26 protein-coding genes and 1 riboswitch are annotated in these 24,180 nt (G+C 66.9%); of the genes, 6 read left to right on the top strand and 20 right to left on the bottom strand.

All coding sequences use genetic code 11. The features are described 5' to 3' along the window. Positions 1 to 7 precede the first annotated feature (7 nt). From AACZ75_RS05860 to AACZ75_RS05830, 7 genes are all read right to left on the bottom strand, one after another. On the bottom strand, positions 8 to 415 hold the full coding sequence (locus AACZ75_RS05860; RefSeq protein WP_339871808.1) for a hypothetical protein: 408 nt from the start codon (positions 413 to 415) through the stop codon (positions 8 to 10). A gap of 15 nt (positions 416 to 430) precedes the next feature. Beyond that, entirely contained in the window at positions 431 to 853 is a 423-nt protein-coding gene (locus AACZ75_RS05855) for a DUF6491 family protein (RefSeq protein ID WP_339871807.1), read from the bottom strand. Between the two features lie 28 nt (positions 854 to 881). Then, the gene (gene mnmC / locus AACZ75_RS05850; RefSeq protein ID WP_339871806.1) at positions 882 to 2,720 is read right to left on the bottom strand and encodes an FAD-dependent 5-carboxymethylaminomethyl-2-thiouridine(34) oxidoreductase MnmC; all 1,839 of its coding nucleotides are present in this window, start codon (positions 2,718 to 2,720) and stop codon (positions 882 to 884) included. 115 nt (positions 2,721 to 2,835) lie between these two features. Beyond that, positions 2,836 to 3,090, bottom strand: coding sequence for a hypothetical protein (locus AACZ75_RS05845; protein ID WP_339871805.1), 255 nt, complete (start codon positions 3,088 to 3,090; stop codon positions 2,836 to 2,838). Between the two features lie 193 nt (positions 3,091 to 3,283). After that, positions 3,284 to 3,532 carry a hypothetical protein gene (locus AACZ75_RS05840; RefSeq protein ID WP_339871804.1) on the bottom strand — a complete coding sequence of 83 codons (249 nt, stop codon included), beginning with the start codon at positions 3,530 to 3,532 and terminating at the stop codon, positions 3,284 to 3,286. Between the two features lie 139 nt (positions 3,533 to 3,671). Continuing rightward, positions 3,672 to 4,544 (bottom strand): flagellar motor stator protein MotA, encoded by an 873-nt coding sequence (motA, locus tag AACZ75_RS05835; protein WP_339871803.1) that lies wholly within the window; start codon positions 4,542 to 4,544, stop codon positions 3,672 to 3,674. An 81-nt stretch (positions 4,545 to 4,625) separates the two neighbouring features. After that, complete coding sequence (locus AACZ75_RS05830) at positions 4,626 to 6,425, bottom strand: long-chain-acyl-CoA synthetase (RefSeq protein WP_339871801.1); 1,800 nt, start codon at positions 6,423 to 6,425, stop codon at positions 4,626 to 4,628. Positions 6,426 to 6,695: 270 nt separating this feature from the next. On the opposite strand from AACZ75_RS05830, the gene AACZ75_RS05825 reads away from it, so the two are divergent. Together AACZ75_RS05825 and AACZ75_RS05820 are read left to right on the top strand one after the other, a co-directional pair. Further along, positions 6,696 to 7,154: a peptidase S1 gene (locus tag AACZ75_RS05825; protein WP_339871799.1), complete on the top strand. Its 459-nt coding sequence runs from the start codon at positions 6,696 to 6,698 to the stop codon at positions 7,152 to 7,154. 147 nt (positions 7,155 to 7,301) lie between these two features. After that, on the top strand, positions 7,302 to 7,877 hold the full coding sequence (locus AACZ75_RS05820; RefSeq protein WP_339871798.1) for a hypothetical protein: 576 nt from the start codon (positions 7,302 to 7,304) through the stop codon (positions 7,875 to 7,877). 72 nt (positions 7,878 to 7,949) lie between these two features. On the opposite strand, the gene AACZ75_RS05815 is transcribed toward AACZ75_RS05820, so the two are convergent. Continuing rightward, positions 7,950 to 9,263, bottom strand: coding sequence for a sorbosone dehydrogenase family protein (locus AACZ75_RS05815; RefSeq protein ID WP_339871796.1), 1,314 nt, complete (start codon positions 9,261 to 9,263; stop codon positions 7,950 to 7,952). A gap of 26 nt (positions 9,264 to 9,289) precedes the next feature. After that, complete coding sequence (locus tag AACZ75_RS05810; RefSeq protein ID WP_339871795.1) at positions 9,290 to 9,838, bottom strand: lipocalin family protein; 549 nt, start codon at positions 9,836 to 9,838, stop codon at positions 9,290 to 9,292. 167 nt (positions 9,839 to 10,005) lie between these two features. On the opposite strand from AACZ75_RS05810, the gene AACZ75_RS05805 reads away from it, so the two are divergent. After that, positions 10,006 to 10,947, top strand: coding sequence for an ABC transporter ATP-binding protein (locus tag AACZ75_RS05805; protein WP_339871794.1), 942 nt, complete (start codon positions 10,006 to 10,008; stop codon positions 10,945 to 10,947). Continuing rightward, positions 10,944 to 11,711 (top strand): ABC transporter permease, encoded by a 768-nt coding sequence (locus tag AACZ75_RS05800; protein ID WP_339871793.1) that lies wholly within the window; start codon positions 10,944 to 10,946, stop codon positions 11,709 to 11,711. Before AACZ75_RS05805 ends, AACZ75_RS05800 begins: the two co-directional genes overlap by 4 nt. A gap of 24 nt (positions 11,712 to 11,735) precedes the next feature. Here AACZ75_RS05800 and AACZ75_RS05795 read toward each other — a convergent pair whose 3' ends face one another. From AACZ75_RS05795 to AACZ75_RS05780, 4 genes are all read right to left on the bottom strand, one after another. After that, positions 11,736 to 12,113, bottom strand: a complete 378-nt coding sequence (locus tag AACZ75_RS05795; protein WP_339871792.1) for a hypothetical protein — start codon at positions 12,111 to 12,113, stop codon at positions 11,736 to 11,738. A 43-nt stretch (positions 12,114 to 12,156) separates the two neighbouring features. After that, positions 12,157 to 12,912, bottom strand: a complete 756-nt coding sequence (locus AACZ75_RS05790; RefSeq protein ID WP_339871791.1) for a ribonuclease T2 — start codon at positions 12,910 to 12,912, stop codon at positions 12,157 to 12,159. 19 nt (positions 12,913 to 12,931) lie between these two features. Next, complete coding sequence (putP, locus tag AACZ75_RS05785; protein ID WP_339871790.1) at positions 12,932 to 14,446, bottom strand: sodium/proline symporter PutP; 1,515 nt, start codon at positions 14,444 to 14,446, stop codon at positions 12,932 to 12,934. Between the two features lie 887 nt (positions 14,447 to 15,333). After that, positions 15,334 to 15,957: a hypothetical protein gene (locus AACZ75_RS05780; RefSeq protein WP_339871788.1), complete on the bottom strand. Its 624-nt coding sequence runs from the start codon at positions 15,955 to 15,957 to the stop codon at positions 15,334 to 15,336. Positions 15,958 to 16,070: 113 nt separating this feature from the next. Between AACZ75_RS05780 and AACZ75_RS05775 the strand changes: the two genes are divergently transcribed. After that, positions 16,071 to 16,748, top strand: coding sequence for a DsbA family oxidoreductase (locus AACZ75_RS05775; protein WP_339871787.1), 678 nt, complete (start codon positions 16,071 to 16,073; stop codon positions 16,746 to 16,748). 7 nt (positions 16,749 to 16,755) lie between these two features. On the opposite strand, the gene AACZ75_RS05770 is transcribed toward AACZ75_RS05775, so the two are convergent. After that, positions 16,756 to 17,025 carry a hypothetical protein gene (locus tag AACZ75_RS05770; protein WP_339871786.1) on the bottom strand — a complete coding sequence of 90 codons (270 nt, stop codon included), beginning with the start codon at positions 17,023 to 17,025 and terminating at the stop codon, positions 16,756 to 16,758. Positions 17,026 to 17,320: 295 nt separating this feature from the next. Here AACZ75_RS05770 and AACZ75_RS05765 point away from each other — a divergent pair, with 295 nt between their 5' ends. Further along, the gene (locus tag AACZ75_RS05765) at positions 17,321 to 18,181 is read left to right on the top strand and encodes a DUF1206 domain-containing protein (RefSeq protein WP_339871785.1); all 861 of its coding nucleotides are present in this window, start codon (positions 17,321 to 17,323) and stop codon (positions 18,179 to 18,181) included. Between the two features lie 66 nt (positions 18,182 to 18,247). On the opposite strand, the gene AACZ75_RS05760 is transcribed toward AACZ75_RS05765, so the two are convergent. From AACZ75_RS05760 to thiC, 6 genes are all read right to left on the bottom strand, one after another. Beyond that, entirely contained in the window at positions 18,248 to 18,757 is a 510-nt protein-coding gene (locus AACZ75_RS05760) for a hypothetical protein (RefSeq protein WP_339871783.1), read from the bottom strand. 250 nt (positions 18,758 to 19,007) lie between these two features. Further along, positions 19,008 to 19,190: a hypothetical protein gene (locus AACZ75_RS05755; RefSeq protein WP_339871782.1), complete on the bottom strand. Its 183-nt coding sequence runs from the start codon at positions 19,188 to 19,190 to the stop codon at positions 19,008 to 19,010. Further along, on the bottom strand, positions 19,187 to 19,696 hold the full coding sequence (locus AACZ75_RS05750; protein WP_339871781.1) for an AAA family ATPase: 510 nt from the start codon (positions 19,694 to 19,696) through the stop codon (positions 19,187 to 19,189). The genes AACZ75_RS05755 and AACZ75_RS05750 overlap by 4 nt, the downstream gene beginning before the upstream one ends. 363 nt (positions 19,697 to 20,059) lie before the next feature. Then, the gene (locus tag AACZ75_RS05745; protein WP_339871780.1) at positions 20,060 to 20,923 is read right to left on the bottom strand and encodes an SIR2 family protein; all 864 of its coding nucleotides are present in this window, start codon (positions 20,921 to 20,923) and stop codon (positions 20,060 to 20,062) included. Next, positions 20,920 to 21,918: an AAA family ATPase gene (locus tag AACZ75_RS05740; protein WP_339871779.1), complete on the bottom strand. Its 999-nt coding sequence runs from the start codon at positions 21,916 to 21,918 to the stop codon at positions 20,920 to 20,922. Before AACZ75_RS05740 ends, AACZ75_RS05745 begins: the two co-directional genes overlap by 4 nt. A gap of 104 nt (positions 21,919 to 22,022) precedes the next feature. Continuing rightward, positions 22,023 to 23,855 (bottom strand): phosphomethylpyrimidine synthase ThiC, encoded by a 1,833-nt coding sequence (thiC, locus tag AACZ75_RS05735; protein ID WP_339871879.1) that lies wholly within the window; start codon positions 23,853 to 23,855, stop codon positions 22,023 to 22,025. 196 nt (positions 23,856 to 24,051) lie between these two features. Continuing rightward, positions 24,052 to 24,160: riboswitch (TPP riboswitch) on the bottom strand. Positions 24,161 to 24,180: the final 20 nt, after the last annotated feature.

Raw genomic sequence — 24,180 nt, 5'->3', positions numbered from 1 at the left:
GGACGATCTAGGGGCGGTAGCGGTCCGGCAGGGCGGCGGCCTGTTCAGCCGTCAGCCGACGCACGACCTCGACCCGGCACGGGGTCGCGGGCGAGATCGAGGCCGAAACAGATAGCTGCGCATGGTCGCCGACGCACAGTCGTCGGGGTGGCCCGGGCATCGGCGTGAAGGCCAGGGCGTCGGCGGTGTCGAGATCGCGACAGTGGGCCGAGGCCCTGAGCTCGAAGATGTCGGCACCGACCGCGCGCACATAGAGCGACTGGCTTTCTCCAGGGCGAAAGCTGCTGACTTCGTCCTGATAGAAGCATGCGCGTCTGGAGGACGGGTCCGTCGGGTCGATGCCGGGCCCCGGGGCGCAGGCTGGGGCAAGGATGACGAGGGTGGCGGCGGCAAACACAGGTTTCAGGCGCGACATCGGACTCTCCGGGGGTCAGGGTCTCTGGTCGTCGGGCAGGGCGGCGATCTCTTCAGGCGTGAGGCGGCGATCGATGCGGGCGCGGCAGGTGGCCGGTTCACCCCCCAGACTACGCAGGGTAATGCGGGCGGGATCGCCGACGCACAGGCGGCCGACACTGCTGAAGTCGGAGTGGATCGCCACGGAACTGGCGAGATCCAGCTCCTGGCAACGCTCAAGCGTGCTCACCGCGAAGACCTGATCGGCGCGGTCCCGGATATAGAGGTGGCCGTGGTCACCCTGGCGAAAATTGGTGAGGGACGAGGCCCAGAAGCACTGACGCGCACCACCGGCACCGGCGGCATTGGCGGCCGGCTGGCCGGGTGCACAGGCGGCCAGCGACGTCAGGGTCAAGGTGAGGGCCAAGGTCCGGGCCATCGGAATCGAGACGGTACGCATGCACACTCCTCTCGGCGGCTGTCGAAATTCAAACAAGCGCGTCCTGACGCGGTTCCGCAAGGGGCGGAATGCGGATCAGTCGTGCGGGATCTACCTGTCTGGCCACGGCGGCGGGTAGGGGGGAGGGTCGGTCGAGAACCAGGGCCGCGACATGTTCGGCCAGAAGTGGCGCGAAGCTGAAGGCACGCGATCCCAGACCTGTCAGCATGAACACGCCCTCGCTTTCGGGCAGGGCCCCGGCCAGGGGCAGGCGATCCGAAGTGGTGGCCCGGACAGCGGCGCGGGCCTGGCCGGGCCCAGAGGCGGCGATCCGGGCCGCGAGGTCCGGCAGACGCCCGCGCAGGGCCTCCAGATTGCGGCTGCCGTCCGCGTCCCGCACGTCGGTGCCGGTGTCGCCGCGATCATGGGTGGCCCCGTACAGGACCCCGTCAGCGGTCGGAATGGCATAGCCGCCCCAGGCGACGGCCGGCGTTGTCGGGCCGTCGGTCCAGCCGGCCTGTCCGCGGACCGGCGCAAGAACAGGATGGTCGGATCCCAGCAGGGCGGCCGAGCCCCAGCCCGCCGCGATGATCACCCTGTCCGCCGTCAGGATCGGTGTGCCGTCTTCGGCGATCAGGCGCCAGCCGTCCCCGGCAGGTTCGAGGTGGTGCACGGCGGTGCCTGTCCTGACGGTATCGGCTAGCCAAGCGGCGAGGATGGGTGACGGTGCCACGGCCATGGCGGTGGTCATGTCCAGCCCTCCGGTCGGGACATCCTCTCCCAGGCGTTCGCTCGCGGCCCCGGCGGACAGGACGCGCATGGCCCCGTCCGGCCACAGGGCCTGGTCCGCGACCCTGGCAAAGCGCCGCGCGTCCCGGGGGGCCTGTTCCAGTTGCAGGACGCCCCGGGCCAGAACGGCCCCGGGGACGGCGGCATAGAGGGTGGTGGCCCGATCAAGGGCCTGGGCCCCCAGGGCGGCGATCACCGCATCGCCCGCGTCGAGACGGGGGGTGACCAGGGCCGCCGGAAAGCCGGACCCGCCGGCACCGGGCGCGACGGTCTCGATCACCGTGGCGGTGACACCGAGCGCCGCCAGGGCCCGGACCAGGGCCGCCCCGGCGATACCCGCCCCGATCACGGCAACCGACGGCAGGGCAGGATCGGGGTGCGACCGGGTCGGCAGGATCGCTTCCAGCCGTTCGCGCTTGCGGCCGTGCCCCGGGCATTTGGCGACGGCGAACCCCCGGTCGGTCAGACCGCGACGGACCGCTCCGGCGACGGTGAAGGTGGCCAGACGGGCCCCGGGGGCAGACCGGGCCGTAATCGCGTCGAGGACCCGGGGCGACCACATGTCGGGATTGGTCGCGGGGGCGAAGCCGTCGAGGAACCAGGCGTCGGCACGCCCCTGCCAGGCCTCCAGCGCCCAGCCGACCTCACCCACGGCCAGATCCAGTGTGGCGTGGCAGGCGGGTAGATCGATACGGTGAAAGCCGGGGGTGGGGTCGGGCCAGGCGTCCAGCAATGGCGTTGTCACGCCGGCGAGCGTCGGCCAGGCGGCCAGGGCGCGCCGGGCGTCCTCCGCCCGGAGGGGAAAGCCCTCGACCGAAAAGATGTGAAGATGGGCACCGGGCGAGGCCGTACGCTGCCACAGGTCGAGCAGGGCCGCGATGTTCAGGCCGGTGCCGAAGCCGAGTTCGCCGACCGTGAACCGGCTGCGTCCGACCCAGACCTCGGGAAGACCACAGCCAGCCAGAAAGACCGCGCGACTTTCCGCGAGCCCGTCCTGCCGGGAATAATAGACGTCGTCGAAACGGCCGGACCGCGGTGACCCGTCTTCGGCCCAGATCAGACGGGGCGACAGGTCGGGGGGCGGGTCGTCATGCGGCATGGTCGCGCCTTACACCCGGGGGGAGGCCACGCGCACGAAAAAAGGGGCCGCCGAAGCGACCCCTTTTCCGTTCCGGGCCCGAAAGCCCGAAATGATTGCCTGTAAGCTGGAAAGCTTAGTGGGCAGCCGGAGCCATGGCAGCGTCGGCGGCCGGAGCAGCTTCGGTGGTGGCAGCAGCTTCGCCGGCGGCGACAGCAGCGTCGGTGGCGGCGGCGTCGGCGGTGACGGCGGCGTCGGCGGCGGTGTCGGCAGCGGCCGTGGCGTCGGCAGCGGCGTCTTCAGCCTTGTCGGTGGCGGCCGGCTGGCAAGCCGAGACGGTCAGAGCGAAGGCGGCGGCGGCCGAGACGGCCAGCAGTTGACGGATGGTCATGTGGAATTCCTTCAGGAGAGGGTCAAGCGAGGTCATGAATCCCCGCAGGAGGGTGATAACGGATTTGTGAGCCATTCCGCAAGCGAAATCTCACGCGTTCGTGATCACCCTGGCCGGGCAAGAAAAAAGGGGCCGCCCGATGGGCGACCCCTTTTCCGCTCCGGAGGTTGCCCCCCGAAATCAGGTAGATAGCTTAGTGAGCAGCGGCGGCCGGAGCAGCTTCGGCCGGAGCGGCTTCAGTGGCGGCAGCAGCGGCAGCGGCGGAATCCGTAGCGGCAGCGGCGTCCATGGCGGCCGAATCGGCGGCAACGGCGGCGGTGTCGGCAGCGGCGGCGGCGGTGTCAGCCGATTCAGCGGCCGGCTCGGCGGCGGGCTGGCAGGCGGCGACGGTCAGAGCGAAGGTGGCGGCAGCCGAAACGGCCAGCAGTTGACGGATGGTCATGAGGTTACCCCTGAGTTGGAATCACACGGGGGCAATCCCCGCGGTTCCCTCGGTAACGCGTTTGTGAGGTCTCACGCAAGCCCGGATGCAAACGGCAAGGCTGCGGCCGCGATCCAGGCTGGACACGACACCGCTGCAATCAGGCCCCGTCGGCGGGGACGCTGGACAGGGTCTCTTCCATTTCGAGGAATGAGGGCTGGCAGGTGGTCGGGATATCGACCCGGCCGATTTCAACCGAGATCTGGGCCGCATTGCCGTGCAGGTGCGCGACCAGCACCGACTGGATGATCTTGTAGTAGGCACTGTCGCCATCGATGACTTCCTTGAGACGGGCCGCCAGCGGTCCGACCAGGCCATAGGCCAGGAAGACGCCGAGGAAGGTCCCGACCAGGGCGCCGCCGATCATGCCGCCGAGCACTTCCGGCGGCTCGCTGATCGCGCCCATGGTCTTGATGACACCCAACACGGCGGCGACGATGCCCAGTGCGGGCAGGGCGTCGGCCATGTTCTGGAGCGCATGCGCCGGACCGAGCGCCTCGTGGTGGTGCTTCTCCTGCTGCTTTTCCATGACGTCCTCGATCTGGTGGGGATCCTCGAGGTTCATGGTCATCATGCGCAGGGTGTCGCAGATGAAGTCCGTGGCGAAATGGTCCTTCAGGACCTTGGGGTATTTCTGGAAGATGGTGCTTTCGGCCGGCTTCTCGATATGGCTTTCGAGGGCGATGACACCCTTGGTTTTCATCGTCTTGGTCAGCTGGAACAACAGGCTGAGCAGGTCCTTGTAGTCCTGCTTCTTCCATTTGTTGCCGCCGAACATCCGGCCGAAACTGCCGCCCAGACCCTTCAGGGTCGCGACGGAGTTGGACATGATCAGGGCTGCAGCCGCCGCGCCGCCGATCATCATCATCTCATAGGGAAGCGAGTGGGTGATCACGCCCATCTTGCCGCCGGCGATGGTGTATCCACCGAACACCATGCCGAACAGGAGAACGATGCCGATGATCTGGAACATGGGGCGGTCCGGGCGTCCGTGGACGGAAAGACCTGCACAATCGCCGTTAATGCTTAAGGGGCGGTTGCGATTCCCGGTGGATCAGAGTCGAGTTTCGCCACGCATGATCGCCGCATAACCCTCGGCGGTCAGCTTGGTGTAGCCGGCCTTGCCGCCGCGCACATAGAGCTGGGCCGAGACCTTGGACGGGTCGAAACCCTCCTCGACGAGGTCACCCTTGCGGTATTTGAACGTCCCGGTCGTTTCGGCGCTCTTGAGCAGGCGCACGAAGATCGGGCGGGCGTAGGACGGCAATTCCGCATCCGCCCATTCGGCAAAGGCGCGGGCGCTGAACCGGCCCTCGACGATCAGGGCCACCATGCCGGCCTTGCCGTCCTGGTCCGGAACCGGAACGCCATAGGATACGACTTCCTTCACTCCGGGTGCCTCGGCCAGGCGTTGCTCGATCTCGGTGGTGGATACGTTCTCACCCTTCCAGCGGTAGGTGTCACCGATCCGGTCGACGAAATAGTAGTACCCGTCCGAATCCCGGCGCATCAGGTCGCCCGTCCGGAACCAGCGGTCGCCGCGCTGGAAGACATCCGTCAGGACCTTCTTCTCCGAGGCGGCCTTGTCGGCATATCCCGAAAAATTGTGCTGGATGTCGTTGCCGATCATGCCGATGGCCTCACCGGTCTCACCGGGCCCTGTGGGCTGACAGAATCCGTCCGGACCCCGCATCGGCTCCTGGGTCTCGATATCAAAACGAACCAGACGGATGTTGATCCGGTTCTTCACGAAATTGGGGACGCGGCCGATTGCGCCGGGCTTGCCGTCGAAATTGAACAGGGAGACGTTGCCCTCGGTCGAGCCGTAGAACTCCAGAATTTCCGGAATGGCGAACCGCTGCTGGAATTCCTGCCAGACGTCCGGCCGCAGGCCGTTGCCGTATGCGAGCCGGAGGTTGTGGTCGCGTTCATCCGCATGCTCCGGGCAGTTGACCAGATAGCGGCACAGTTCGCCTATGTAGACGAAGATCGTCGCGCCGGACGCTTTCACATCGGGCCAGAAGGTGGTGGCGGAGAATTTCCGCCGCAGGATCAACCGGCCACCGTTCAGCAGGGCCGGACCCACGCCCACCAGGCCGCCGGTCGAATGATAGAGGGGCAGTACGTTGTAGATGCGGTCAGACGCGGTGGATGCGGTGGCTCCGGCGAAGGCGCGCATATAGGTGCGGGCGCGGGAGTGCGGCATGCGCGCGGCCTTGGGCAGGCCTGTGGTCCCCGAGGTGTAGATGTACAGGGCCGTGTCGCGATTGGTCAGGCCGGCGCGAATTGACCGGTTGGGTCGAACCGAGGAGCCGCCGCGCAGAGGCTTGTCGAGACCGCGCCGATTGTCCGCCTCCGCCTCGTCCTTCAGGTCGATTACCCAGAGCATCAGGTTGCGGTTGACGAAGGGCCGGGCCTCCTCGACCTGGTGCCAGCATTCATTGTCAGTGACGATCTGGGACGCCCCGGAAATCTCCAGGCAATGCGCCAGGGTGTGACCGGTCAGGTTGGTGTTGATCAGCGCGGTGGCGACGCCGACCTTGGAAAAGCCGATCCAGGCCGCCAGATATTCGGCGCGGTTCATCATCATCAGGGCGACGACGTCGCCCCGGTGCAGGCGGCGACTCTGGCCCCAGTGTCCGAAGCGATTGGCGAGTGCGTCCAGCTCCCGGTAGGTCAGGGTGCGATGATCGTCCTCGATGGCGATATTGTCCGGGAACCGGTCGACCGCCTCCTCGAAATCGTCACAGACCAGATCAGGACTGTCGAGCTGGATTGGCTTGATACGCTGAAGCAGTCGACGCAAACCCGCTGCGAACTTCAGGTCGCGCCGGATGTTGGCCATCAGCTTCATGGTCGCGTCTGCCTTTTTGAATTGGATCGTCGAACGCCCGTGATGGACAACCGGCCTGCCCGGGTCAACTGCGGGGGGAATTCCGACGTCATTTCCCCGTGGCCCGGACCAAGATAACTGCGGCCCGTGGCGCCGTTGCGCCGGTGACGTCGGGTCAATCTGCCTCCGGACGGGCGCTCGTCTTGAACGCCGCAGGGACCGGCGTACAGTACGGATACCGACGGTCGTCGACCTGATGTCGCCCGATCGTTCGGAGACATGGAGCCAGACATGCGTCTGATGATCGTTGCCGCCCTCACCCTTGTCTGCGTCGCGCCCGCCGTGGCCCAGGATTTCACCGCCGCCCCCAACTACGGGGATGTCCGTCTGGCACCGGGCTTCTCGCCGGATCCGCACCTTGTCGTGGTCCAGGCCGGGGGATCGATCGATGTCGACGGCACGCTGTCGAATTGCTCCGGGTTCATAACCAGCGCGCCCGATCTGCGGCTGTTCTGGGACGGCAACGGTTCGCTGGACCTCAAGGTGTCGGCGATCTCGAATGCCGATACCACGCTGGTGATCAGCGGCCCGAACGGTGCCTGGTACTGTGATGACGACGGCGGTGACGGGTCCAACCCGTCGGTCACCCTGTCCTCGGTGTCGGGGCAGTACGATATCTGGGTCGGCACCTTCGACGATGGTGAGACCCGGTCGGCGGTCTTGTCCATATCGGAACTGAGCAGCTTCTAGGGCGACCGGCAAGCAAAGCTCAAGTGAACACGGGGGTGATGGTCGCCTCATCTGTGTCCGCAACAGTGTTTCTTTGTGGCGGTGTCTTTTAACCGGAACCCCGGAGCGGGTGTTTGGTTGTTCATGGCGTCGTTATGGAGAATAACCATGTCAATTACATACCCTGACCACATCGTCGTCGATCGTCCGGTTCCGTCGAACGCGGGCACCGGAGCGAACCCCGTCGTCGACAGTGCCCCCTACACGCCGGTCTATGCCCGCAGCGGCAAGGCCCGGAATGGACGCAAGGCGGTCAAGACCTGGATGATCCTGGCCCCCATCGGTGCTTTGGTGCTGATCGGCGGTGGGGTGGCCATGGCCATGGGCGGCGAAACGGCCGAGCCGCTGGACGCGCCGGTGGCGATGGCGTCGATGCCGGTCGCAACGCCGATGGAGCCTGAAGCCGCACCGTTGGCCCTGGAGGCGGCCGCGCCGGTCGAGACCGCAGCCGCGATCACGCCCGCGCCGGTCGAAAAGCCGGCCGCGGAAGCGCGCAGCCGTGCGCCTGTGGTCCGGTCGCGGGTCGCAGCCGCCCCAGTCGTGGCTCCGGTCGAGACCGCGCCCCCGCCTGCCGGTCCCCAGCCCTATGTAAGCGCGACCGAACCGGCCGCCTCGGCCGTCGCGCCGGCCCCGCCGACGCCGGTCCTGCCGCCGGAAACGGTGACCGGTCCGCCGATCGACTGAATGATCGGGGGCTGACCCCGTCGAAGGCCCCGCCGGTTCGCGCCGACGGGGCCTTTGTCGTTGGTCGAGGTCTCAGGGTCGTGCCGGGGACACGCGCCAGATCACATTACCGACGTCGTCGGCGACCAGCAGCGCTCCGGCGGCGTCGGTCTCGACCCCGACCGGGCGGCCCATGGCCTCGCCGTCCGCGTTGAGAAAGCCGGTCAGGATGTCGCGGGGCGGGCCGACGGGGCGGCCGTCGACAAAGGCCACGGAAATGACCTTGTAGCCGCTGCGCGGCCTCCGGTTCCACGATCCATGCTGGCCGATGATGGCGGCGTTGCGCCAGGCCGGGACCAGCGCGCCTTCGTAGAAGGTCAGGCCGAGCGATGCCGTATGGGATCCCAGGGCATAGTCGGGCCTGAGGGCGCGGGCGACCATGTCGGGATTGCGGGGCTCGACCCGGGTGTCGACGTTCTGGCCGTAATAGCTCCACGGCCAGCCGTAGAAGCCGCCGGGCGTGATCGAGGTCATGTAGTCGGGCACCAGATCGTCACCCAGTTCATCGCGTTCGTTCACCGCCACCCAGAGCTGCCCGCTCTCGGGGTTCCAGGCCATGCCGACCGGATTGCGCAGGCCGGAGGCGTAGACCCGCCGCGTGCCGGTCGCGGGGTCGATTTCCAGCACGGCGGCACGATCCACCTCCTCGTCGAGGCCGTTCTCGCCGATATTGGAGTTGGATCCGACGCCGACGTAGAGGCGGGAGCCGTCGGCGCTGGCCACCAGGCTCTTCGTCCAGTGATGATTCCGGCCTGCCGGCAGGTCGGCGACCTTCACCGGGGCGGCGGTGATCGCGGTCTCACCGGTCCGGTAGGGAAAGGCGACGACGGAATCAGCGTTGGCGACATAGAGCCGGTCGCCGACGAGGGCCATGCCGAAGGGCGAATTCAGGTTCTCGAGGAAGACGGTCCGGAGCTCGGCGGTGCCGTCGCCGTCGGCGTCCCGCAGCAGGGAGATGCGGTTGGCGCTCGGCACCCGGGCCCCCGCCCGCTTCATCACCAGCCCCTGAATCCAGTCGCGCAGCCCACGCGTCTTCTTCGCCGCGCGGGCCGGCGCATTGGTTTCGGCGACCAGGATGTCGCCGTTGGGCAGGCGGTAGAGCCAGCGGGGGTGATCCAGGTCGGTGGCGAACGCCGCGACCTGTAATCCCTCGGCCGCGACCGGGGTCTGTCCGGCGGGCCATCCGGTGGCCGGCGCGATGTTGACGGTCGGCAGCAGGGGACTGCGGGGCGCGGGCAGGGTCGGGTTCGGACCGAACCGCTCCGCCTCCGGAACCCGGGAGCTGTCGGCGCAGGCACCGGTGGTCAGGAGCACAGCAGAGGCGAGCAGTACCGGCAGACGGTTCATGGCGTTGATCCTATGGAGCGCACGGCTCAGAAGGCGGGGAATTCGAGCCGGCTGACATCATAGCCCAGTTGCCGGGCGCGCTCGACCAGTCGGTCACGCTGGGCGAGGGAGGGCACCTCCCGGGTGTAGATCCACAGCTTGTCGAAGGTGGGATCGGCGGAGATGAACCAGCTGTAGTCCTCCGCGTGATCAAGCACCCAGTAGTCCCAGGTGATCAGCCCCCCGACATAGCGGGCGCGAAGCTTGGCATTGGTGCCCGGGTCGAGAATCTCGCCGCGGGCCCCGATCGCCTTTTCCCGGCCCGACGGCGTGCCGACCTGACAGGTGTCGCGGACGTCGACCCGGGTTTCGCTGACCACGGTGTAGCTGGTGGCACCGGCCACGCAGCCGTCGGTCAGGCGCATGGGCAGGCGGGCGATTTCCAGCCAGCGCCCGGCATAGAAGCGGTTCAGGTCGACGGCGCGGACGGGCTGTGGCGCGCGCACCTCCGACGGTCCCGGGGCGGTTACGCAAGCGGCCGGACCGAGCGCCAGAACGGCGGCGGTGAGAAGGGCAGGCAGACGGGGCAGGGACACGGCGAACATCCTTCGGGCTGGAAAGCCAATGAGACAGATACGGCGGCGGTTCCCCATGGATGCCCGGTCTGCGCAAACCGTTCTTTTGTCCGACGGGTTGAGCCGGCGGCGAACGACGCCATATTCGACGCGGGAGCGGCATGGGCCGCGCGGGGACGCTCAGACAGATGCAGCCGGTTATCGCCATCGAGGGTCTGACCAAGACCTATGCCTCCGGTCTCCAGGCCCTGAAGCGGATCGATCTGGAAATCAGCAAGGGCGAGATCTTCGCCCTGCTGGGTCCGAACGGGGCCGGCAAGACGACCCTGATCAGCATCGTCTGCGGCATCGTCACGCCCTCGACCGGCACGGTGCTGGCCGACGGGTTCGATATCCAGACGGACTACCGCAAGGCCCGGTCACGGATCGGCCTTGTGCCCCAGGAACTGACCACCGACGCCTTCGAGACGGTGCTGGCCACGGTCACCTTCAGTCGCGGCCTGTTCGGCAAGGCCCCCAACCCGGCCTTCATCGAGCAGGTGCTGCGTGACCTCAGCCTGTGGGACAAGAAGGACGCCAAGCTGCGCACCCTGTCCGGCGGGATGAAGCGGCGCGTGATGATCGCCAAGGCGCTGAGCCACGAGCCCGACATCCTGTTCCTCGACGAGCCGACGGCGGGAGTCGACGTGGAGCTGCGGCGCGACATGTGGGCCCTGGTCAGGGGTCTGCGCGATCGCGGTGTCACCATCATCCTGACGACCCACTACATCGAGGAGGCCGAGGAGATGGCCGACCGGGTCGGGGTCATCCTCGGGGGTGAACTGATCCTGGTCGAGGACAAGACGGTGCTGATGAAAAAGCTGGGCAAGAAGACCCTGACCCTGAACCTGCAGGAGCCGATGACGGCGATCCCGGTCGCGCTGGCGGACTGGTCACCGACGCTGAAGGCGGACGGGCATGAGCTGGAATATGTCTTCGACTCCAATGCCGAACGCACCGGTGTCCCGTCCCTGCTGCGCCGGCTCGGCGAGCTGGGCGTGGCCTTCAAGGACCTGAATACAAGCCAGAGTTCGCTGGAGGACATCTTCGTGACCCTGGTGAATTCCGACCGGACGGAGACCGCGGCATGACCCTCAACGGCTACGGTATCTGGGCCATATACCGCTTCGAAATGGCGCGGGCCCTGCGCACCGTCTGGCAGTCGCTGGTCACCCCGGTCATCACCACGGCGCTCTATTTCGTCGTCTTTGGCTCGGCCATCGGCAGCCGCATGACCGAGATCGACGGCGTGCCCTACGGAGCCTTCATCGTGCCTGGCCTGATCATGCTGAGCCTGTTCACCCAGTCGATCTTCAATGCCAGTTTCGGCATCTATTTCCCGAAATTCACCGGCACCATCTACGAGATTCTGTCGGCCCCGGTGTCGCCGCTGGAGATCGTCATCGCCTATGTCGGGGCGGCGGCGACCAAGTCGGCCATCCTGGGGTTGATCATCCTGGCGACGGCGACGCTGTTCGTGCCGCTGCACATCCTGCACCCGGTGTGGATGCTGGCCTTTCTGGTGCTGATTTCGGTGACCTTCAGCCTGTTCGGCTTCATCATCGGCATCTGGGCCGACGGCTTCGAGCAGCTGCAGATGATTCCGATGCTGGTGGTCACGCCGCTGACTTTCCTCGGCGGGTCCTTCTATTCGATCGACATGCTGCCGCCGATGTGGCGCACGGTGACCCTGTTCAACCCGGTGGTCTATCTGATCTCGGGCTTCCGCTGGGCCTTCTTCGGCACCAGCGACGTGGGGGTGGTGATCAGCATGTCGGCGACGCTGGGCTTCTTCTTCACCTGCCTGGCCGTGGTCGGCTGGATGTTCAAGACCGGCTACCGGCTCAAGAGCTGAGCGTGTCGGCGGTGCGCCGGGCGGTCAGCGGATCGTCAGGTAGCCGCGCTCGACCATGCGGCGCATGGCCTCGTAGGCTTCGGCCAGTTCCTCGTAGGCGGTGCGGTGCGCGGTCAGGCGGGCGGCCTGGTCCGGCGTGACCGGCGATCCGGATTCCGACAGGCGCAGCGCCTCGGCGGCCCATTTTCCGCGTGCGGTGGCGGTGATGACCGCCAGGCGCTGGAAGCTGCCGGCGTCGACGCCGACCAGCATCTGGCCGATGACCTCGCGGTTCGAGACGAAGGCGGCGTAGTCGATCTTTTCCAGCAGGCCGCGAACGCGGCGCTGTTCCTGGGGGTCGGTATCCTCCGGCTCGAAATGATCGCGGGCGCGGCGGTAGCTGGACGTTTGAACGGTTGACATGGCCCTACTCCTGGACGTCAGGCGACAGGCTGCGCCTGACGGGTTAACGGGCCGTTGCCGTGCCGGTCGGGGCCAGACGGATTTTGCGGCGGTCGGACGGACCCGTGCCGCGCGGACAGGCCATGGGGGCCCAGGCGGTCGAATAGCAGAGCCGGACCTCGCGCAGCCAGTCGTCCTCGGCCAGCACCACGGTCACCGCGCTGCGCGGCAGGCCGGGGTTGGCCCGGGCGAAGGCGTCACGAACGGCTCCGGCAGTCAGTCGCCCGGCCGGGACGGCTTCCAGGTCGGGGCGGGCGAGGCCGTTCCAGAGGGTCGCGGCCTGGGCGAAATAGGCCTCGGGGCTGGACCAGCCGCAGGTGCCGTGGGCGGCCCATTCGTGCTGCATCAAACGCGGCGACGGGGTCATGCAGAAATTGGCGCGCACGGTTTCCGGCTGCAGGGCCGGGCCCGGGCCGCAGTAGCGCGGGTGACGCCGGTCCGGACCGTTGGGCCACAGGCCGTGCAGGGTCAGGCCGAAGCGGTTGTCGCGGCACTGCAGGTTGGGGTCGGGATAGTCCTTGCCACTGCGGCAGGCCTGGGGCGACCAGCTGACGGCCAGCAGATAATAGGCGGTCTCGACGTCGCGGACGATTTCGTCGGCGGGCGGATCATAGGGCCGGGCCGGGGCCAGGCGGGCGGGGATCTCGCACCGGGCCGCGCCGGCGGCGCTGGAAACCGGCGGCGACGGGACCGCCGACCCGCAGGCCGCCAGACCCAGCAGCAGGGCGAGGGCGGCGGCGCGGGACAGCGGTCGGATCATGGCGGTCCCGCGCGGCCGGTCAGGCGGGTTTGCGCGGGCCGCGGGCCTCGGCCAGGCCGGCGACGACGCGATCGAAGGTCTCGGCCACCTCGCCGGTCGGAGCCTTGCCCATCAGGCTGACCACGACGATGGCGAGGAAGGAGAGGATGAAGCCGGGCACGATCTCGTAGACCAGGGTGCCGAGCACGGCCCCGTCGGCCAGCACCGGGGCATAGGTCCAGACCAGCACAGTGGCGGCACCGACGATCATGCCGGCCAGGGCCCCGTTGCGGGTCATCCGCTTCCAGGTCAGGGACAGGATCACCAGCGGCCCGAAGGCGGCGCCGAAGCCGGCCCAGGCCTGGGACACCAGGCCCAGCACGCTGTTGGACGGGTTCCAGGCGAGGATGCCCGCGGCCACGGCGACGGCCAGCACTGTCAGGCGGCCGACCAGCACCAGTTCCTTCTGCGAGGCGTTCTTGCGCAGGAAGATGCCGTAGAAGTCCTCGGTCAGCGAGCTGGACGAGACCAGCAACTGTGAGGAGATGGTGCTCATGATGGCGGCGAGAATGGCGGCCAGCAGGAAGCCGGTGATCAGCGGATTGAACAGCACGTCGGACAGCAGGATGAAGATGGTCTCGGGGTCCTCGACCACCAGGCCGGTGCGGCTGGCATAGGCGAGGCCGGCGAGGCCGGTGCCGAGGGCCCCGACCAGGGTGACCAGCATCCAGCTCATGCCGATGTTGCGCATCGTGGCGACGTCGCGGACGGACCGGACGGCCATGAAGCGGACGATGATGTGCGGCTGGCCGAAATAGCCGAGGCCCCAGGCCATGGCCGAGATGATGCTGATCAGGGTGGCGTCCTTGAACAGGTCGAGCAGGCCGGGATCAATGCCGCGGATGGTCTCGGTCATGCCCGCGACACCGCCGACATGGGTCAGGGCCACGAACGGCACCAGGATCAGGGCCACGAACATGATGCAGCCCTGGACGAAGTCGGTCAGGCTGACGGCCATGAAGCCGCCCAGCAGGGTGTAGGCCATGACCACGCCGGCGGTGATGAACAGGCCCCAGCTGTAGTCGAGGCCGAAGGCGCTCTCGAACAGCTTGCCGCCGGCGACCAGGCCGGACGAGGTGTAGAGGGTGAAGAAGACGATGATGACGAGCGACGAGATGACCCGCAGCAGGCGGGTGCGGTCGAGAAAACGCTTGTCGAAATAGTCGGGAATGGTCAGGGCGTCGCGGGCCAGCTCGGTATAGAGGCGCAGGCGCGGGGCGACGATCAGGTAGTTGGCGAAGGCCCCGATGAACAGGCCAATGGCGATCCACATCGACGACAGGCCGCTGAGGTACATGGCCCCGGGCAGGCCGAGCAGCATCCAGCCACTCATGTCGGAGGCCCCCGCGGACAGGGAGGCGACGGCGGGGCCGAGGCGGCGACCGCCGAGGATGTAGCCCGACACGTCGCTGGTCGATTCGCGATAGGCATAGAGGCCGATCGCCAGCATCAGGACGAAATAGAGGCCGAGGGTGATGAAGGTTCCGGTTTCCATGGCCAAGGGGTAGCAGCGTTACCGCGATCGGGACAAGCCGGGGTGTTCTGGCCACCCGTGCGGCCCCGTCCGGGAACCGGCGTGCGTCATCGGCCGCACGCGGCGCTGCGGGGACGGGGAGCCTGGGCGGAGCGCCGGGCCTTCGCCCGGAGACCGTATGGGATAGTGTTTCGGCGAACGTCAGACGCTCCGCGCGGACGGGCTTCCACATGCGCGGACCATGAGCCTCGCTGTTGACGAGGGGTCCTTCTGCACACGGCGGGCAGGGATGGCAGCGACCATCTCCTGGACCGGTGCGGGTCTCCGCCCCGCCCCCTCGGCCGTCCGGCTTTTCACCCGGCTCGACCTCGCATCCCCGCGGCCAGCGACCCCGACAGGGGATCCGGCTCCGGGTTGCGCCCGCTCCATCCGCTCCCGCCGCCGCTGCGGATCGCCGGCCGAGCGAGCCCCCCGGGCGACGGGACCGGGGCATTATCGGCGCGGCTGGAGGTGAGGCGGGAAGATTGCGGGTGGATTTGGCCAGGGGGTTGATCGGGTTGGGGTTTGGGCAGCGCCGATAGGGGAGTTTTTGGCAAAAACCTCGCATTCCCGCTGTCGTCATCCTCCGGCCAGCCGCGCCTGCGCGGCGCAGACCGGGGGACCCAGCGGCGCCGCAGCGAAGCGAAGGCGAAGGGCCCCGTGCCGACCGTGCCTGAACAGATCGCGCTCCGCGCGCCGCTGGGTCCCCCGGTCTCGCACCCGCTGACGCGAGCGCTCGCCGGAGGATGACGACAGCGGGGAGGAAGTGCCGGTGCGACCGGGGTGAGGGGCTTCAGTGCGACGCGGGTGGCACCGTAAGCCCACGCCCCAACCCCGCTCCCGCCGGGAGCGGGGCTATGGGTCGGCCCCTAGCGGAAGATGCAGGAGACGCCGGCCCAGAGGGCGGTGACCTTGGCCGAGGGGGTGGTGCCGGTCAGGATGCCGAAGATGTCGGTCGCCGCGAACTCGGGGCCGATGGTGTCATTGATGACCTCGACGCCCGGCCAGGCGGCGCGGACCTCGGCCAGGGTCGAGCCGACATGGATGTCCTGGACCGTGCTGAAGCCGGCGGGGGCGCGCTCGCCGGCCCACCAGCCGACGAATTTGCCGTTCTGGAAGGCCAGGGTGAAGTCGTCATCCCAGCGGGCGAAGGTGAGCGGGCCGGCCCCGCATTCATCATTGCTGTCGAGGTTGGGGGCGGTGCCGCCGTGCAGGCCGGTCATATAGGTGATCACCGTATCCCGCGGCGCGCCGAAGCTGAGCTTGAGCCCGGTGCCGCGACCGCCGGGGTTGGCCGGCATGAAGCCGTTGCCCTCGAGCAGGATGGCGGTCACGCCCGTCGTCGCCGGGGTGGCGGGACCGGCGGCGGGTGCCGGTTCAGCGACGACCGGCGTGGCCGGCGCCTCGGCCGGGGGCTCGGCGGCGGGGCCGCAGCCAATCAGGCCGAGGGCCAGCGTCAGGGCGAAGGCGGGGGTCAGGGCTGAGGCTTTCATGAGGCCGGAGCCTAACCGGACGGGGCCGGTTTGTGAACCGGCGGTATCCCGGCGACTCCTTCTCCCGGCGCGCCCGGCACCTATATGCGGTCTCCCCCCAAGGAGCGCGCGCCATGACCCAGACCCTGAAAATCGATTTTGTTTCCGACGTCGTCTGCCCCTGGTGTGTGGTTGGTCTGGGCGGGCTGGAGGGGGCGCTGGCGCGGGTCCGGGCCGACGGCATTGACGCCGAGATCACCTTCCGGCCGTTCCTGCTGAATCCGGACATGGCCCCCGAGGGCGAGACTATCGGTGCGCATATCGCCAGGAAATACGGCTCGACCCCCGAGCAGTCGGCGGCCAGCCGGCAGCTGATCCATGACAAGGCGGCCGAGGTCGGCTTCACCATGAACACCGGGCCCGACAGCCGCATCTGGAACACCTTCGACTGCCACCGGCTGCTGCACTGGGCCGGGGAAACGGCCCCGGACAAACAGGGGGCGCTGAAGAAGGCGCTGTTCGAGACCCATTTCACCGGGGGGCGCAACCTGACCGATCCGGAGGTGCTGGCCGATGCCGCGGCGACGGCCGGGCTGGACCGGGCGGCGGCGGCGGCGGTGCTGGCCGACGGGCGCTATGCCGAGGCGGTCCGGGCCGAGGCGGCGCTGTGGATGTCGCGCGGCATCAACTCGGTGCCGGCGGTGGTGATCGAGGGCAAATACCTGATCTCCGGCGGACAACCGGCCGCGGTGTTCGAGGAGGGGCTGCGGAAGATTGCGGCGGACAGGGCGGCGGCAGAAGCGGCGGGATAGGCCGCGGTCAGTCGATCGGCTCGACCCGGCCCAGGCGCAGGACATCGACCGTCAGCTCGTCGAGATGCAGGCGGCGAACCCGCGCCCGGCCGACGGCGAGCCGGCCGATGGCCAGGGCCCCGATCGCCAGCGCGCCCACGGCCAGCGCTCCGAGCGCCAGGGCCCCGATGGCGACGGCCCCGCCGGTCCCGGTGCCGACGGCCGCCCGCTTGACGGTCAGCGGGCGCGGGTCTGCGGAGTCGGTGCGCGCGTCGGGCGGAGGGGCAGCATCGGTCATGCCGTCTGAACGAACGGGGGCGGCAAGGGTTCAAGTCTGCGGTGGGCCCATCTCGCCTTGTGGGGCAGACGGGGGTCCCGTCTCCTCCCTGTCGCGCAGCGACGGGGAGGTGGCCCGGCGCGTAGCGACGGGACGGAGGGGCCCGGGGCAGCACCGAGGTCGGCGTGCGCGGCCAGGGCCCCTCCACCGCTTCGCGGTTCCCCTCCCCATGGAATGGGGAGGAGACAGGAGTCGCGCGGAGCCTTTGCCGTTCCGGGGCATTGAACGGGCCTGATTTCGCCAACCGGGAAAACCGATGTCGCACACCCGCCTGCACAGCCTGTGGACCCGCCTGCGGCGGCGGCCGTCGGACAAGGTGATCGAGGGGCTGGCGCGGGTCGGCTATGGCGCGCGCGGCTTTGTCTATCTGTCGGCCGGGATGCTGACCCTGCTGGCGGCGACCGATCAAATGGGCGAGGCGGCCGGCTCGACCGAGGCCATCGGCTGGCTGGCGCAGCAGGCGTTCGGCAAGGTCTGGCTGGTGCTGCTGGGGCTGGGGCTGTGGGCCTTTGTCGCCTGGCGGGGGGTGCAGGCGCTGTTCGACGCCGACCATCAGGGCCACGACCTGAAGGGGATCGCGGTGCGGGTCGGCCAGGCCAGCAGCGCCCTGTTCCACGGCCTGCTGGCGGCGACCGTGTTCGAATATCTGGACGAGTTCGGCGGAGCCGCGGCCGAGGCGGCCGAGGACCTGGCCGAGCGGCGCGAGAAGGCCGAGATGCTGCTGGCCCTGCCGATGGGGCAGTGGCTGCTGGTGGCGGCCGGGCTGGCGGTGCTGGCCCTGGGCATCGGCAATATGGTGCGGGCGGTGCGCGACGACTTCACCGACTCCCTGGCCTGTTCGCCCAAGCTGTGCCGCCGGCTGAGCCCGCTGGCCCGGACCGGCTATGCCGCGCGCGGTTTCGCCTATCTGCCGCTGGCGGCCTTCGTGATCCTGGCCGGCCTGCGGGCCGAGCCCGGGGCCGTGACCAGCCTGGGCGAGGCGCTGGACGCGCTGGAGAAGCAGCCGGGCGGGAGCTGGATGCTGGGGGCGACGGCGCTGGGGCTGATGGCGTTCGGGGCGTTCGCGTTTGTCGAGGCGCGGTGGCGGAAGATCCGGGCCCCGCTGTCGCCGGGATGACGACAGGGGAGAAAGCCTCCCTCTCCCGGGCGGGTGGACGGAAAAAACAGGGTCCACTGAGTCCACTCAGTCCAGGTGACCGGCCCCCTGACCGGCCCCGTGACCGGTATCGGGGTCGGGCGAGGTTGCGGCCGGGCCGTAGTGGTAGTCCCACAGCCGCTGTTCCTGTTCGGCCAGCCGCGCCTCGATCGCCGCCTCGGCCTCCAGCACCAGGCGGACGCGGCGCCAGCGCAGGGCCTCGGCCGCCTGGCCGCGCAGCACGGCGCGCATCATGCGGCGCATGGCGACATGGGTCAGTTGCGACAGCTCGATCCGGTCCAGATCGCCGCCGACACTGTCGTCGAGCTGAAGCCCCTCATCATCGGGGTCGAGGGTTTGCGGCGGGGTCCAGACCGCGTCGGCCCGGCGCCAGCCGTCGCGCGCGGCCCGGTTGCGCATCGCCGTCAGCCCGACCCCGTGCCGCTGACAGACCACGGTCGCCGGCAGGCCGGACAGATAGTCCTCGCGCACCCGGGCCCAGACGTCGTCGGGCGCGCGGCGCGGATTGGCGTGAAACGGCGACGGGGCGTCGGGCATGGTGGCCTCCCGGAGGTGAAACGGGCGGGGAGACTAGCAGGCGGGGACGTCAGGATCGGGCGTGGGGCTGACGCGGGTGTGGGGAGAGGGTGTCTCCTCCCTGTCGCGCAGCGATGGGGAGGTGGCAGGGCGCGGCTTCGCGCCCTGACGGAGGGGCGGGGGGCAGCACGGTGGGGTCGGTGTTCGCGGCTAGCGCCCCTCCACCGCTGCGCGGTCCCCCTCCCCATGGCATGGGGAGGAGACGGGAGGCTTAGGCCGCCTTGCCTTTTTTGGGTTTCGACAGGCCGTCGTCGGTGGCGGTGACGACGCGGCCTTTCCAGCCGGGCGGCGGGATGAAGCGGCCGGACTGTTCCTCACGCGTGCCGTGTTTCGCAATCCAGGCGGCGTCGCGCCCGGCTTTCAGGACCGTCTCGATGTCGAAAAGCTTGCTCATCGTGGGCTCATTTCTAGCAGAACGAGGCCGTCTTCGCGACTCGCATAGACCTCCCACTCGTCCACGAGCGGTTTGTAGACCGTCTCCAGATAGTCGAGGCTGAGCGGGAAGCGGCGGCGCAGGGTGGCCTCGGGGATGCCGTGGCCGCCGCGTTCGACGCGATGGCGGACGCGGGCGATGGAGGCCTCGGCATCCGGCAGGCGCAGATAGGTCAGCTCGATCCGGTAGCCGGCGGCGCGGCAGGCTCGCAGCCGACGCGCGAGCGAGCGGGTGGCCAGGGTGGTCTCCAGCACGATGTCGGCGCGGGCGGCGATCAGGGCGTCCAGCCGCTCCAGCACCCGCCGTCCGGCGGCGAGGTCACGGGCGGGGCCGGAGCCCGTGAGGTCGCGCGCCACCTCGTCCGGATTGACGAAGACGAAGGTCTCGGCCCGCCGCTTCAGGAAGCGGTCGATGAGGGTGGTCTTTCCGGCACCGTTCGGTCCGGCGAGCAGGACGAGGGTGGGCATGGGGGGAGGTTAGGCCCGTGGAAGGCTGACCGCGAGGACTTGCACGCACCGGTGGCGACCAGCGCCACCCTCTCCCGGCGGGAGAGGGCTTGAGGCTCGCAGAGCGCAGCGATGCGCCAGCCGAAAGGGTGAGGGGTTACTTCCTGAAGTCAGTGACCGCCATTTCCCTGCGACGGCTCACGCCGACGGCTACACCGACCCCTCACCCTTTCGCGCAAACCTGATCGCCTGACGGCTCTCAGGCGCTCAAGCCCTCTCCCGCCGGGAGAGGGAGGGGGATGTGTGTGCGGCCAGTGCCCCTCCACCGCTTCGCGGTCCTCCTCCCCACGGGGTGGGGAGGAAACAGGGCGGACGCGGGCTATCTCACCACGATAGAAATTCTGCGATCTGTTCCCTCCTCGCCGACGCTAGAATCCCAAGTTGCTCCAGTTCTTTGGTCAACTCGGCGTGGTCGGCTTTAGGGGAGTATTGAATTACATTTAAACCCCGTGTTTTTTGAAGTAGGTCCGCTTGTTGTTTGGCGAATGGAGACGGGAGTACTATGTAGTGAGGAGACTCGCTATGTTTGTACCGGTAATCCTCAAATATAAGTTTCATATCGGGGTCGGATAAGCCGCAGCCGACGCACAAAAATGTATGCGTGTGTAGTAGGGCTGTCATAATTTCATAAAATGCGGCGTGTTCAACGCGGGCTTTAGCGTAATCTTCGAGTGTGAAGATCATTTTTGACATCGTATCAACAGTGCCGTGGGGCTTGATAAGATATCTGTCCGTTCCCGCTACGGCCTGACGTACATCTGCATCGTAGTAATTTTTTATAACAAGCGTGTTCTCGCTCGCCGGGATCGCGTAGGTTTCATAAATTTTGTCAAAGTTTAGCGACGCAACAATTCGGCAATCCAAATTAAATATGTGCTTATGAATATCTGCGGTTCGAAACCCTGGAGTAACAAAGGTAGTTCTTATCAGCTGGTTCCACGCCTCTTTACCATGCTCAGATTTGAGATAGTCGCATGCCTCCAAGTAATCGAATCGTTTAAGGGCTGCCGCAATGTGCTTGTGGCTTTTACCTAGATCGCCATATGCTTTCTTGAGAAATTGTCCCCAAGTTGGCGGCCTAGAACCGTTATCTGCCGCCGCGTTAGCTGAAATTCCCGAGCCAATCAGAATAACAGCGCGTCGTCGTGCCACTGCGTCGATGAGGGCGTCGGGCCATTTCGGCGTCATTGGGATAGCTCTTCGACATTTCGAACTAGCTGGTCAGTAACGCTGCGAAAAATGTCCTCTGCATCCTTCACTTTATTGAAATGCGCTCCCCGAACCCCATCTTTGGCCTTCAGCTGAAAAACAGGCTTTCTTGCCGACTGCGACATGGGAATGAGGCTGTAAAGATTGGGAATGCGACCAATTTCGTACCTAATGGCAACGTCGTCAGTCTTAAATTTGTCAACGAAATTGGCTTTGATGGTCTTGGGAATTTTCTTTAGTATAGATTCATAAGCCGCGACGACACGTTTCTCTCCAGATCGAGTCTTTTGAACGTACTGTTGAGCAACGTATCCAGCGAACTGGATATCAAAGCCGCCGCTGTCGGGTAGGTCGTCGATTTGGTCGGCTGGAACCTGAGATACGCCCAGTTTTAGCCGCCGCTTCCATTCGAGAATTGCAGTAGAGATATTCTCTATTGCCTTAAGGCTGAAAATATCAATAGACATTGGACTTACAAAATAGTCACACGCCAGCAACACAGCTCTGTTTATTGATCCAAGCGAAGGGCCCATATCGAACAATACGTAGTCGTATTCCTCGCATCGGCTCAGAAGTTGAGCGAAAAGATAAGATGTGCGGAGACCTCTAATGTCGCCAGACGTTGCATCCTGCCAATCCTTAGAAAGTAGGTCTTCTTTAAGCGCAAGCCGCGGGTCGCCGGGGATCAGGTCAAGCCCGTAGTTCTCTATTCGACGAGGTGACAGCGTCTGTGAATATCCTTTGCCAATGGACAGTGGGTGAATAACGCTGTGTATCGTAAATGCTGAGTTGTCATCATAGAGGTCGATAACCTCTAGCTCGTCCAACATTAGCTGCGTCGCGTTGCACTGCGGGTCGGCGTCGACAACTAGGACTTTCTTGTTTCGTTCCAGTGCGAGAAACGCTGCAACGTTACAGAGAAGCGTCGTTTTCCCCACGCCGCCTTTGTTGTTAAAAAACGCGATTGATTCCACGTTGTCCCCCTATGGTTGCGTAGCTGACCAGACGATGTGCGCTCCGGTCAAGACCTAGCGTGAGAACGTCGCGTAGGCCCGGAGCGGTGCCTGCTCAATGCCCCTCACACCTTCACCTCCACCACGCTCCCGCCCGCCCGGAATTTCGCGCTCATCTCCGCCATCCCCTTCTCGGCCTCATCGGCCAGGCTCCCGCCCGCATCGTTCTGCGCCTGGGCATCCCTCCGGATGTCCTGGCTGATCTTCATGCTGCAGAATTTGGGGCCGCACATGGAGCAGAAATGGGCGGTCTTGTGGGCTTCCTTGGGCAGGGTGGCGTCGTGGTATTTGCGCGCCGTTTCGGGGTCGAGGCCGAGGTTGAACTGGTCTTCCCAGCGGAACTCGAACCGGGCGCGGCTGAGGGCGTCGTCGTGCAGGCGGGCGGCGGGGTGGCCCTTGGCCAGGTCGGCGGCGTGGGCGGCGATCTTGTAGGTGATGACGCCGTCCTTGACGTCCTGACGGTCGGGCAGGCCGAGGTGCTCCTTGGGCGTGACGTAGCAGAGCATGGCCGTGCCGAACCAGCCGATCATGGCCGCCCCGATGGCGCTGGTGATGTGGTCATAGCCGGGGGCGATGTCGGTGGTCAGCGGGCCCAATGTGTAGAAGGGGGCCTCGTGGCAGTGTTTCAGCTGCTCATCCATATTGGCCTTGATCTTGTGCATCGGCACATGGCCGGGGCCCTCGATCATCACCTGGCAGCCCCTGGCCCAGGCGATTTTCGTCAGCTCGCCCAGGGTGCGCAGCTCGGCGAACTGGGCCTCGTCATTGGCGTCGGCGATGCTGCCGGGGCGCAGGCCGTCGCCGAGGCTGAACGACACATCATAGGCCCGCATGATGTCGCAGATGTCCTCGAAATGCTCATAGAGGAAGGACTCGCGGTGATGGCTCAGGCACCACTTCGCCATGATCGAGCCGCCGCGTGAGACGATGCCGGTGACGCGTTTGGCGGTCATCGGCACGAACGGCAGGCGCACGCCGGCGTGGATGGTGAAATAGTCGACGCCCTGTTCGGCCTGTTCGATCAGGGTGTCGCGATAGACCTCCCAGGTCAGGTCCTCGGCCACGCCGTTGACCTTCTCCAGCGCCTGGTAGATCGGCACGGTGCCGATCGGCACCGAACTGTTGCGGATGATCCAGTCGCGGATGTTGTGGATGTTGCGGCCGGTCGACAGGTCCATGACATTGTCGGCCCCCCAGCGGGTGGCCCAGACCAGTTTGTCGACCTCGTCGTCGACGCTGGAGAGCACGGCGCTGTTGCCGATGTTGGCGTTGATCTTCACCAGGAAGTTGCGGCCGATGATCATCGGCTCGACCTCGGGGTGGTTGATGTTGTGCGGGATGATGGCCCGGCCGCGGGCGATCTCGCTTCGGACGAATTCGGGCGTGACGAAGTCGGGGATCGAGGCGCCGAAATCCTCGCCGTCGCGGATGCAGGGGGCGGTCTGTTCGCGGCGCAGGTTCTCGCGGATGGCGACGTATTCCATCTCGGGCGTGATGATGCCGGCGTTGGCGTATTCGTACTGGGTGACCGGGCGACCCTCGACGCCCATGAAGACTTTATGGTTCGAGGTGTCGAAGCGCGGGGCCAGGTTCTTGCCGCTGGCGTGGCCGTTGTCCTCGGGTTTCACCTCGCGCGGGTTGAGGACGGGGGCGATGTCGCCGCGGTCGAGCTGCCAGCTGGACTTGACGAGGGGCAGGCCCTTCCTGATGTCGATGGTCACGCTCGGGTCCGTATAGGGGCCGGACGGGTCATAGATGGTCAGCGGCGGCTCATTGGCCGAGGGGTGCAGTTCGACCTCGCGGAACGGCACGCGGATGTCGGGGAACAGCTCGCCCGAGGCATAGACCTTGCGGCTGCCGGCGCGCTCGCCCGTCGGGATGGTGCCGGTCTCGCGCATGACTTCGTCGCGCGCGTCTTTCAGCGCCAGATCGACGCCTGTTTCGTGGCTATCGCTCGCGACGCGGTCGCTCGCTGCTTGAGCCTCGGACGTTTTGGGCGGGGTGACGACGATGTTCATGGCGGCCTCTGGGTGCAGAGGGTCCGCCGACGTCGGTGCCTGCTTTCGCAGGAATGACGAGACCTCCCGCGTGAACGGGAATGGTGTGGTCTCATCCCTTCGCCGGCATGACCCGGATCAGGTTCGACGGGTCAGGCGATTACGCCAATCTCAGCCGCTGACGCGCGACCCCCCGGAGAACGCCCCAGCCATACGCCGGAGCCGG

Origin of the sequence: uncultured Brevundimonas sp. (assembly GCF_963975535.1) — a bacterium.
Lineage (GTDB): Bacteria > Pseudomonadota > Alphaproteobacteria > Caulobacterales > Caulobacteraceae > Brevundimonas.
Note: the sequence above shows the minus strand (reverse complement) of the source record. Positions and strands in the feature narration are given on the sequence as shown.